Here is an 11,113-nt window from a genome sequence, read left to right on the forward strand (position 1 = left end):
GTATTAGATTTGAATTTAATGGTCACATTTTATAATGTGACCATTTATTTTTTTGTTAATCATGTAAAAGAATAATATGTCTGATAGAATATAATATATAGATTTATATGGTATAATAAAGTTTAGTTTTATTGTAGGAAGAGGAGTGATTTAATGGATTTAAAAAGCTTGCTTAATAAAGAACAATATGAAGCAGCAACAACAATTGATGGTCAAGTACTTATATTAGCAGGAGCAGGTTCTGGTAAAACTAGAGTACTTACACATAGAATAGCGTACATGATAGAAAAGGATATACAACCTTATAATATATTAGCAATAACATTTACAAATAAAGCAGCAGGAGAAATGAGAGAGAGGGTAAAATCTCTAGTTGGTGAAGTAGCAAATAATATGTGGATATCAACATTTCATTCATCTTGTGTAAGAATTTTAAGAAGAGAAATAGACAAATTAGGCTATAGTAAAGACTTCACAATATATGATTCATCAGATCAGAAAACATTAATAAAACTTGTAATGAAAGAGCTTAATATTAATGAAAAAGAGATAACTGATCAAGAGATTTTAGGTACTATAGGAAAAGCAAAAGATAATATACAAAGTGCGGAAAGTTTCAAAAAAGAAAATGAAGGAAATTTCAGAAAAAATAAAATAGCAGATGCCTATCTTTTATATCAAAAGAAATTAAAAGAAAATAATGCTCTAGATTTTGACGATTTAATAGTTAAAACAGTTGAACTATTTAAAAAGCATAGTGATGTATTAGATTTTTATCAAAATAAGTTTAAATACATAATGATAGATGAGTATCAAGATACAAATAAGGCCCAATATGAATTTGCTAAGCTTTTAGCAGCAAAATATAAAAACATATGTGTTGTTGGTGACGATGACCAATGTATTTATGCTTGGAGAGGTGCTGATATAAGAAATATATTAGACTTTGAAAAGGATTATCCAGAGGCTAAAGTTGTTAAACTTGAACAAAACTATAGATCAAAAGGAAATATCTTAGAGGCGGCTAACAAAGTTATAAAAAATAATGCAGAGAGAAAATTTAAAGTTTTAAGAACTGAGCAAGTAGAGGGAGAGAAAATAAGTATCCATAGAGCTTACTCAGATAAAATGGAATCATCTTTTGTAATTTCAGAAATAGAAAAGCTTAAAAGTGATAAAGGATATAAATACAAAGATTTCGCTGTTCTCTACAGAACAAATGCACAGTCACGTAACTTTGAGGAAGCTTTAAGAAGAGCAGGAATTCCATATAGAATTTTTGGGGGACTAAAATTCTATGATAGAAAAGAGATAAAAGATATCCTTTCATACTTAAAAATAATAGTGAATCCTAAGGATGCTATAAGTTTAAGAAGAATAATAAACGTTCCTAAAAGAAGTATTGGAGATGCCACTGTAGAAAAACTTCAAAATCATGCTAATGAAATAGAAGATACATTATACAATGTTTTATTAGATGTAGATTATGTACCAGGATTAACAGCTAGAAGTATAAATCCTATTAAAAAGTTTACTGATATGATGGAAGAAATAATGGTCATGTCAGAGCAATTAAGTGTATCTCAATTAATAGAATATGTTTTAGAGAAAACAGGTTACTTAAAAGCGCTTAAGGATTCTAATCTTATAGAAGATCAAAGTAGAATAGAAAACTTAGAGGAATTAGTTTCTGATGCTGTTGAATTTGAAAAGAGTAATGAAGAGGATAAATCATTATCAGCCTACTTAGAAAAAGTAGCTCTTGTTCAAGATATGGATGATTTAGAATCAGAAGATAACTATGTAATGCTTATGACAGTTCATAGTTCAAAGGGTCTTGAATTCCCAACTGTCTTCCTAGTTGGTATGGAAAATGGAATATTCCCAAGTGCAGCTTGTTTTGAACATGATAACCAAATGGAAGAGGCTAGAAGACTTTGCTATGTTGGAATAACTAGAGCAGAGGAAAAACTATATATGACATCAGCTGAAACAAGAATGATATTTGGTAAGACTGTAGCTTATTCACAATCAGACTTTATATCAGAAATTCCAGCTAATATAAAAGACTATGTAAATATTAATGGTAAAAGTTCAAGTAGCTCTTTCAAAAATAATGCTTCAACTTATGGAGAATCAAGAAAAAGTTATAATCCACATAAGCTTAGAACCACAATGAATGATTCTCAGGCTAGTGCAGCTTTAAATAAAATATTTTCAGAAAATGATAAAAAAGCTGATATCGATGAATTAACTATAGGAAGAAAGGTTAAGCATCCTAAGTTTGGAGTGGGAACATTAATAACAAAAAGTAAGGTTGGAGATGATTACAAACTTACAATAGCCTTTGATAGTCAAGGAGTTAAACACTTAATGTTTAGCTTTGCGCCACTAGAGCTTCTTTAATTTAAGGTTTGTTTTAGGTGAAATATGGTTTTACAGTTTTATGTAAAAATCAATAATAATAAGTAGCCTTAATTTTATAATGGAAATTTACTTTAATAAGGAGTAGATGAGTAAAATGGATAAGAAAAAAAGAATAGAAGAGTTAGTTGAAGAATTAAATAAGTATGCATATGAGTATTATGTTTTAGGAAATTCTTCAGTAACAGATAAAGATTATGATAAAAAGTACTATGAATTAGTAGATTTAGAAAAGGAAATAGGATATAAATTACCATATTCACCTACTCAAAGAGTTGGCGATGTAATTCTTCCTGAATTTAAGAAATATACTCATAAAGCTAGACTTTGGAGTTTAGATAAAGCGCAATCTTTAGATGAAATTAAAGAATGGCATAATAGAAATGTTAAGTTTATTGAAGAATATAATAGAACTTCAGGTGAAGAATTACCACCATTAAAATATATTTTAACTAAAAAATTTGATGGCTTAACAATAAACCTTTCTTATGATGAAAATGGAGTGTTGGTTACTGGTGCAACTAGAGGTACGGGAGCTATTGGAGAAGATGTAACAGCCCAAGTCAAAACTATAAAATCAATACCTTTAAAAATAAATTGTCATGACTTTTTAGAAATTCATGGAGAAGCTGTTATGACCACTGAAGCTTTTGAAAAATATAATTCAGAAGCGGATACTCCTCTTAAAAATTTAAGAAATGGAGCAGCAGGGGCTTTAAGAAATCTAAATGTAGCAGAGACAGCTAAAAGAAATCTTTCAGCTTTCTTCTATGATATTGGATATAAGGAAGGAACTCCATTTAAAACTTATATGGAGATGCTAGAATTCATAAAAGTTAAGGGATTTCCAATGGATGATTACATTAGAGAATGCACTACATTAGATGAAATTCAAAAAGAAATTGATTATATAAGAGATATAAGATTTGATTTAAATTATGACATAGATGGATTAGTTATAGCTATAGATGATATAAGAACAAGAGAACTTTTAGGTTATACAGTTAAGTTCCCTAAGTGGGCTATTGCATATAAGTTTGAGGCTCAAGAAGCTACAACTAAACTTTTAGATGTTGAATGGAATGTAGGTAGAAGTGGTAGAGTTTCACCAACGGCTATCTTGGAACCAGTAGAGTTAGCAGGGGTTACTGTTAAGAGAGCTACTTTAAATAATATGGACGATATAGCTAGAAAAGGAGTAAGATTAGGTGCTGAAGTCTTCGTAAGAAGAAGTAATGATGTTATTCCAGAAATTATGGGAGTAGTTCCAGAAAGTTTAGAGGGTACAAAAGAAATTGAAGAACCAAAGGTATGCCCAGCTTGTGGAGCTCACTTAGTTCATGAAGGAGTTCACATTTATTGTGAAAATACTTTAGGGTGTAAGCCTCAAATGGTTAAAACTATAGTTCACTTTGCAGGAAGAGAAGCTATGAATATAGCAGGATTCTCTGAAAGAACAGCAGAGCAATTATTTGAAAAACTTGATATAAGAGATATATCAGATCTTTATAAATTAGAGTATGAAAAATTATTAGACTTAGATAAATTTGGTCCAAAGAAAGCTCAAAATCTTTTAGATGCTATAGAAAAAAGTAAGAATTGTACTTTAGAAGCCTTTTTATATTCTTTAGGAATTCCTAATGTAGGAGTTAAGACTGCTAAGGATCTAGTTAAGCGATTTGAGTCTTTAGATAATTTAGAAAAGGCTACTTTTGAGGAATTAGTATCTGTTCAAGATGTTGGAGATATAGTTGCTAGAAGTATAATAGAATTCTTTAAAGAGGAAAGAACTTTAAAAGTTATAAATGAATTATTAGCTCTTGGAGTAAATCCTCATTATGAGAAAAAGGAAGTTTTAGAAAGTCCATTTATGGGTAAAACAGTAGTTGTAACTGGTACTTTAGAAAACTATTCTAGAACTTCAATAAAAGAAAAATTAGAGTCTTTAGGAGCAAAGGTTGCTGGAAGTGTAAGTAAAAAGACTGACTTTGTAATAGCAGGAGAAGCTGCAGGTTCAAAATATGATAAGGCAAAATCTTTAGGTGTTACTATATTAAGTGAAGAAGAATTTGAAAATATGATATAAAAATCAACATAGCAAAAAATAAAAGTCATGTGATTAATCTCACATGACTTTTATTTTTCGCTTATTTCTATAGCGTCTTCAATTTCTTTTGATATCTCTATATCTTCTTCTAAAGCTGGTTCAGCTATATCATCTTTATCTAAAAGGTTTTCTTTTATTTCAGAATATGAAACTGAGTCATCCATATCATTTAAGTTATCAAATATTTTTTCTTTATTTCTTATTAGAGATATGTTATGTGCTATTTTTTCAAGTAAATAATTTTTATATTTTATTTGTCTATATGCCTTGTTAGCTATAACAAAACTCCAGATTCCTAAGAACATCATTGTTAGCATGAAAAGTATAGCAATAACTTGAACTGCTAAAGTCATCTAACTTTACCTCCATATAAAATAATAAATAAATTATACCATAATAATAGGAAAAAATAGTGTTAAATAATTATTACATTAGAACATATAATTTAGTAAGCAATAAATGAGGAGAGAAAACTATGCTCAAATCCTTTTATATTTTATTGAACTCAAAAAATATAGAAAAGTCACTTATGAAGTTCAGGAAAATATCAATAAAAAAAGTAAGTCAAATAATAATTAAAGAGTGTATTAAAGAAAATTTAAATTATGAAATAATCAAAAAAAATAATAATGAATTTTTAATCGAAATAAGTTCTAGTAGAAAGAAGACATTAATAGCATTTCACAAAATATTAGCTGTAACAATTTATGATTATGATAGATTTATACATTTAATGCAAGATAGAGAAGTTGATAAAGGCGTATATATAACTACGGGAGTATTTCAACAGGATGTCTATAACAGAGTAGAAACAGATAGATTTATAAACAAAATAAAACTTTTAGATGGAAAAGAGTTTGTTGTTAAGCAAAGATGGATAAAGAGGAAAAAACATCATCATATTTCCTATGATAAATTAAGTTTTAAATCTTTATTCTAAGGTGTAAGTATTTCTTTTATTAAAATTGTCAATAATCTAGAGGGTAAAAGATTATTGAAGGAGATATTTACATGAAGAAAGTAATTTTATTTATATGTTTAATAGTTTTGTTAAGCGTAGGTTTGCTGAAGAGTTATGTAGAGGTAACTCCAGTTTCTACTGTTAATTTTAAAACTAATGAAAGCTTAATATATGCAGTTGATAGCCTACCAAATTCTATAAGCCCTAGTGAGTTCGTAAGTAGGGGAGAAGAAGATTTAACATGCTCTATATTTTCAGGATTAATTGAGTTAAATGAAAAAGGAGAGCCAATCCCAGACCTAGCTATGGGATGGAAGGTTAGTGAAGATGGACTTGAATATACATTTAAGATTAATGAGGAAAATAAGTGGAGTAATGGTAAGGAAATAGTAGCTAAAGATTTTCAGATATTCTTTAGGGAGTTATTAAGTCCAGATAATGAAGAGTATTCAAGTGATGAATTAGATAGCATATATGGAGTTAAGGAATATAGAGAAGGAAAATCAGATTTTAGTAAGGTAGCTATTAATAGCCCAGATGATTATACACTTACTATAAGAATGAATAATAAGGATGATCAATTGTTAAAAAAATTATCAAAACCTATATATAGATTAAGAGATTTAAATGAACCTTTAGATAATTATAAAAAAGATTTTAATCAAGTATCATATACTGGTCCTTATACTATATATGATATAACTGATAATGGATTTATTCACTTGAAAGACAACCCATATAATAAAAGTCAACTTGAAATAAAAGATGTAGTTTTAAAGGAAAAAGAAGCTGATGAAGTTGAACTAGCTGCTTTTAATTTGAATAAAGTAGATATTTTAAAAAATCCTCCAATAATATATTCAGATGACTTAGGTTTATATAAGGACTTAAGTAAATTTAATAATGAAACTTTAAAGGTTATGCTTGTAAATAGTGAAAATCCTGAATTAAGCCAAGGAATATCTTCTATTATGAATGTTCTGATTAATGAAAGTAATATATTAAAAAATAATTTGGGAGAACCTTATGTGAATTTAATAGATAATAAAGAAAAGCTCTCATTAAAAAATAAACAAAGTAGTGAATTAAATCATAAAATAAGTGATGGGGAAAAAAATAATTATAGAGAAATAGCAAAAAGTAAATTGAAAAAATGTATTGATGAAAATGAAGTATTAAAAATAATTATAGAAGATAAAGAAGAGGATAAAATATTAGCAAATGAGCTAAAAAGTTTCTTAGAAAAAGAGTTATCTATAAAAAGTATAATTAAAGTACATGAAGAGGGAATTGATGAAGTTATAAAAAAAGGAGATTTTAATATAGCTTTAGTGGAATTAAATTTAAATAAAGATGAAGAATTATTAGAAGAATCCAAAGAAGAGATCAGTGATTTAGAAAATGAGGAAAAGGATTCAGTTGATAGTAATACTGAGGAAAATTTAGAAAATAAAGAAAAAGAAATGTTTTTAAAAGAAGAGAACTTGAGTTTAATAAGCTTATATTTTAAAAATGATGTTTGGTGTAAATCTCAAAAGGTTAATTATCTATTTATAGATGGAAATGGGAATTTAATATTTAAATATAGTAGTTAATAAAGAAGCTGTATCAAATAATATTTGATACAGCTTTTTATCACAAATCTGTGGAAGTAAGAACATTTTTCATTTTATCATCTAGATTTTCTTCTTTTACATCAGTTGTATTAGAGCCTTCAGAAATTTCTCTAGGTAAAATTCCATTAGTTACTGGAGGAGGAATTGGATGAATTTTGCTTGGTTCTTTTATAATTTTATCTTCTGTTTCTATAGTATTTGGAGGAATTAAAGGATCCTCTATATCTGGTGTTTTATTGACATCTAGTTTGTCTATGTTCTCTACATCTTTTATTGCTTCTATTTTTTCTATTGAAAGAGTATATTTTTCTTCTACATTTGCATCAGTAATATAATCAATATATCTATCAATAAAGCTATCTATAAATACAAAGAATATAAACATATTTTTTGTACTATCAAAAGTAGTTTTATCAGAAGTGAAAATTGATTTTCTATTAGAGTATTTTATATTCTTTACAAAGATAGGTGCCATTCCAGTAAGTTCAGGACTATTAGCATTTGTTATTCTAAACATTGATTCATCAATTAAATCATCTGGTTTTAAAGAGAATTTTTTATATCTTTCATGAGAATCTAGGTTTGGAGCGTCTGGGAAACTAGTAACCATTCCAGAATTTATCACATAGTTTTTATAGACTTTAGCTATTATATTTTCTCTTTTTTCTGAGCCTTCTTTATCTATATCAAAAGATATTAAGAGATTTGTTAAGTATAAACAGATTTCAACGTTAGAATATTTATATTCTTTTTTATCTGTTCCTTTTATTATTATTCCTTTATCATCATTAAACATGTTGCTGAAAAGTTCAATTAAGTCTAAGTAAGCATCTTTAAATATAAGTATGTTTGTATTCTTGTAGCTTAAGTACATATTTAATGCTAAAAGTGATGTTGTTTCAATGTCAGAAAATGTATTACTTGATTCGTAGTATTTATTTAGTATAAAGTCAGACAAGTCTAAAACTAAGGACTTACAATCTTCGCTATTAGAGTATAGAAGCATGTTATTTAAACAATAGTTTATCTTACAACATTCATCTAGTGGAAGTGAGTAAATTTCATCCTTAAAATTGATGAACATGTTTAATATTTGAAAAGCAAAGTCTTCATAAGTTTTACTATCTGGATCTTCAGGACAGATAGTACTATACAAATAGTATGCTAACATCATAAACGCTTGATCTGAATAAGATATAGCATCCTCTTTTTCACTTATGTTCAATCCAGATTTAGATGAAGAATCCTCATTTTTTTTATTTACAAAGAAACCTTCAGGATTTCTTAGATAATTATAATAAAAGTCAAGTTGTAGTTTGCTTAAATTTTTATAAAAAGCAACTTTTTTATAGAGAGCATTATTAATTTTTTTAAACTTTTCATAGTAAGGACAAAGTCTTAAAATAGAAAGGGTCATTAATGCATTAGAGGAAATAGGGATATCCTTTTTAAATGTTGTATCATCCCAAGTTTTTGAATACTTAGAAGAATAGATATTAGGTTTTGCTTTTCTGTATATGCATACTAATGGAGTATTATTTTTAAAAAAGGAAATTTCATCTTTTTTAAAATTTTCTTTAAGATTTTTATAGTTTGTAGATATTCCACATCTAGATTCAAGTACTATGTGGTTTACTGATTCTTTTGAAAGAAAAAGTAATTGTGATTTTATCTCTTCTTTTGAAAGAGAATTTTTTTTGAAGAATGAACCTATATATTTCAAATAATTCACCTCATGATATTATTTCTTATATATATTAATATGAATTTTTATTATAAATATTACCTGGTGAGTATATAATACCTTTATAGAAAATATAGAGTTTAAGTAATTTTCGTAAGTATATTTATTAGTGGATTTTAATAGGTAAAATATTGATAAAGGATAAAATAACCAATATACTATTCTTATAATTAGTGTTTGAAATTAAAATAAGGTAAGGAGATATTGAATGAGAAGTAGTGGAAGAAAAAAAGAACAGATAAGACCAGTTAAAATAACAAGAAACTTCACAAAGTATGCTGAGGGTTCTGTACTAATAGAAGTAGGAGATACAAAGGTATTATGTACTGCTTCTATAGAAGATAAGGTTCCACCTTTTTTAAAAGGTTCAGGTGAAGGATGGATAACTGCTGAATATAATATGCTTCCAAGGAGTACTCAAAGTAGAAAGCAAAGAGATATAAATAAATTAAAAATAGATGGAAGAACAATGGAAATACAAAGGCTTATAGGAAGAGCACTTAGAGCCGCTGTAGATATGAAAGCTTTAGGAGAAAAAACTATTTGGATAGATTGTGATGTTCTTCAAGCTGATGGTGGAACAAGAACAACTTCTATTACCGGTTCTTTTGTAGCTTTAATTGATGCTGTAAATAAACTTCATCAAAAGAAACCTTTTGAGGTATATCCAGTAAGAAATTTTGTTAGTGCAATAAGTGTAGGGATAGTAGGTGGAGAGAAAATATTAGATTTATGTTATGAGGAAGATCATATTGCCAAGGTTGATATGAATGTTGTCATGACAGAAGAGGGCGAGTTTATAGAAATTCAAGGAACAGGAGAAGCTGGTCCTTTTTCAAGAAAAGAATTGGATGAATTATTAAATCTTGCTGAAAAAGGAGCAAGACAAATGATACAAGCACAAAAAGATGCTTTAAAAACTGATTCTTTATGGATTGGAACAGGGAGAGAATAAGATGAAAAGATTTATATTAGCAAGTAATAATGCACATAAGATTAAAGAGATAAAAGAAATATTAAAGGATTTTGATTTTGAGATATTATCTTTAAAAGAAGCTGGAATAGACATAGATGTTGAGGAAGATGGGAAAACTTTTGAAGAGAATTCTTTTAAGAAAGCTGATGAAATAAGAAAATATTTAGATAGCCAAGGTGAATGTGATTTTATTGTAATGGCTGATGATTCTGGCTTAGAAGTAGAATATTTAAATGGAGAACCAGGAATATATTCAGCTAGATATGCTGGGGAACACGGCAATGATGCAAAAAACAATGAAAAGTTATTAAATGAATTAAAAGGTATTAAAGAGGAAAATAGAAAGGCTAATTTTATATGCGTAATAGTAGCTGTTACAGATAAGGGAGAAAAGATAGTAGCTGAAGGAAAAAGCTATGGGATAATTTTAGAAGAGTTAAGTGGAAATGAAGGGTTTGGATATGATCCATTATTCTTTGTACCAGAATATAAAAAGACTTTTGCAGAAATGACTTCAGATGAAAAAAATGCTATTAGTCATAGAGGGAGAGCTTTAGAAAAACTAAAGAGTAAGTTAAAAGATTTACTTAAATAGGAGGAGAAGGAATGAGGGTAGCTATAGTAAGTGATACACATGGAGTTACAAATGTTATTGAATATATAAAAACGTTATTAAATGATTCAGATGTGCTTATACATTTAGGAGATAGTATAAATGATGCTAAGCTTTTAAGTTCAGGATTTAATGGAAAGGTATATGCCGTTATAGGTAATTGTGATTATGAGAAAGATGGCGAAGTAGAACAAGTCATTGAAATAGAAGGGAAAAAGTTTTTAATAACCCATGGACATAAGTATGAGGTTAAATATGGCTTAGACAGAATATACTATAGAGGAATGGAATTAGGAGTGGACGGAGTTATTTTTGGACATACACATAGAAAAATAGCATTACAAGAAGGAAATATGTGGATTATTAATCCTGGTAGCCCCTCTATACCTAAAGATGGTGAAGCTAGTATAGCATTTATGGATATAAATGGTGATAATACAAGTGTGAGATTTTTTGCTATATAATTAGAATATAATTTAACAAGAATAGGTGTTAATATATAAAAAATGTTATGTATTAACACTTTTTTTGAAAAGAAAACCTAGATTTAATCAGGGGTTCAGAGGATTCGATAAATTTTTTAAAAAAAACTTTGCAAAAAGTGTTGACAGAATAATAAGTATACTGTAGAATAACTATTGTCGTCGCGAGAGAGCGGCGGTGAAACAAAGC

9 protein-coding genes are annotated in these 11,113 nt (G+C 28.0%); 7 read left to right on the forward strand and 2 right to left on the reverse strand.

The window, feature by feature from the left end; translation table 11 throughout:
- Window positions 1-153: 153 nt before the first annotated feature.
- Window positions 154-2,406: a DNA helicase PcrA gene (gene pcrA, locus OIF33_RS15430; protein ID WP_322505120.1), complete on the forward strand. Its 2,253-nt coding sequence runs from the start codon at window positions 154-156 to the stop codon at window positions 2,404-2,406.
- Window positions 2,407-2,521: 115 nt separating this feature from the next.
- Window positions 2,522-4,510, forward strand: a complete 1,989-nt coding sequence (ligA, locus tag OIF33_RS15435) for an NAD-dependent DNA ligase LigA (protein ID WP_322505121.1) — start codon at window positions 2,522-2,524, stop codon at window positions 4,508-4,510.
- A 50-nt stretch (window positions 4,511-4,560) separates the two neighbouring features.
- Here the strand turns inward: ligA and OIF33_RS15440 are convergent, their stop codons facing one another.
- Window positions 4,561-4,884: a hypothetical protein gene (locus OIF33_RS15440; protein WP_322505122.1), complete on the reverse strand. Its 324-nt coding sequence runs from the start codon at window positions 4,882-4,884 to the stop codon at window positions 4,561-4,563.
- A 176-nt stretch (window positions 4,885-5,060) separates the two neighbouring features.
- Between OIF33_RS15440 and OIF33_RS15445 the strand changes: the two genes are divergently transcribed.
- Both OIF33_RS15445 and OIF33_RS15450 read left to right on the forward strand, forming a co-directional pair.
- On the forward strand, window positions 5,061-5,471 hold the full coding sequence (locus tag OIF33_RS15445) for a restriction endonuclease (protein WP_322505123.1): 411 nt from the start codon (window positions 5,061-5,063) through the stop codon (window positions 5,469-5,471).
- Window positions 5,472-5,542: 71 nt separating this feature from the next.
- Window positions 5,543-7,087 carry an ABC transporter substrate-binding protein gene (locus tag OIF33_RS15450; protein WP_322505124.1) on the forward strand — a complete coding sequence of 515 codons (1,545 nt, stop codon included), beginning with the start codon at window positions 5,543-5,545 and terminating at the stop codon, window positions 7,085-7,087.
- 40 nt (window positions 7,088-7,127) lie between these two features.
- On the opposite strand, the gene OIF33_RS15455 is transcribed toward OIF33_RS15450, so the two are convergent.
- Window positions 7,128-8,831 (reverse strand): hypothetical protein, encoded by a 1,704-nt coding sequence (locus tag OIF33_RS15455; protein ID WP_416173365.1) that lies wholly within the window; start codon window positions 8,829-8,831, stop codon window positions 7,128-7,130.
- Window positions 8,832-9,060: 229 nt separating this feature from the next.
- Here OIF33_RS15455 and rph point away from each other — a divergent pair, with 229 nt between their 5' ends.
- The 3 genes from rph to OIF33_RS15470 are packed head-to-tail and all read left to right on the forward strand — an operon-like array spanning window position 9,061 to window position 10,905.
- Window positions 9,061-9,807 (forward strand): ribonuclease PH, encoded by a 747-nt coding sequence (gene rph / locus OIF33_RS15460; RefSeq protein ID WP_322505126.1) that lies wholly within the window; start codon window positions 9,061-9,063, stop codon window positions 9,805-9,807.
- Between the two features lies 1 nt (window position 9,808).
- Window positions 9,809-10,423, forward strand: a complete 615-nt coding sequence (locus OIF33_RS15465) for an XTP/dITP diphosphatase (RefSeq protein WP_322505127.1) — start codon at window positions 9,809-9,811, stop codon at window positions 10,421-10,423.
- Window positions 10,424-10,434: 11 nt separating this feature from the next.
- A complete protein-coding gene (locus tag OIF33_RS15470) occupies window positions 10,435-10,905 on the forward strand; it encodes a metallophosphoesterase (protein ID WP_322505128.1) in 471 nt (156 codons plus the stop codon).
- Window positions 10,906-11,113: the final 208 nt, after the last annotated feature.

Source organism: Clostridium sp. LIBA-8841, from assembly GCF_034439435.1.
In the GTDB taxonomy this organism is placed as follows: domain Bacteria; phylum Bacillota; class Clostridia; order Clostridiales; family Clostridiaceae; genus Sarcina.

What these genes read in the sequence shown, in the direction of transcription:
- OIF33_RS15450 (WP_322505124.1), top strand. Translation starts at nt 5,543, where the DNA reads ATGAAGAAAGTAATTTTATTTATATGTTTAATAGTTTTGTTAAGCGTA.
- OIF33_RS15440 (WP_322505122.1), bottom strand. Translation starts at nt 4,884, where the DNA reads ATGACTTTAGCAGTTCAAGTTATTGCTATACTTTTCATGCTAACAATG.
- OIF33_RS15445 (WP_322505123.1), top strand. Translation starts at nt 5,061, where the DNA reads ATGAAGTTCAGGAAAATATCAATAAAAAAAGTAAGTCAAATAATAATT.
- OIF33_RS15470 (WP_322505128.1), top strand. Translation starts at nt 10,435, where the DNA reads ATGAGGGTAGCTATAGTAAGTGATACACATGGAGTTACAAATGTTATT.
- pcrA (WP_322505120.1), top strand. Translation starts at nt 154, where the DNA reads ATGGATTTAAAAAGCTTGCTTAATAAAGAACAATATGAAGCAGCAACA.
- OIF33_RS15465 (WP_322505127.1), top strand. Translation starts at nt 9,809, where the DNA reads ATGAAAAGATTTATATTAGCAAGTAATAATGCACATAAGATTAAAGAG.
- ligA (WP_322505121.1), top strand. Translation starts at nt 2,522, where the DNA reads ATGGATAAGAAAAAAAGAATAGAAGAGTTAGTTGAAGAATTAAATAAG.
- rph (WP_322505126.1), top strand. Translation starts at nt 9,061, where the DNA reads ATGAGAAGTAGTGGAAGAAAAAAAGAACAGATAAGACCAGTTAAAATA.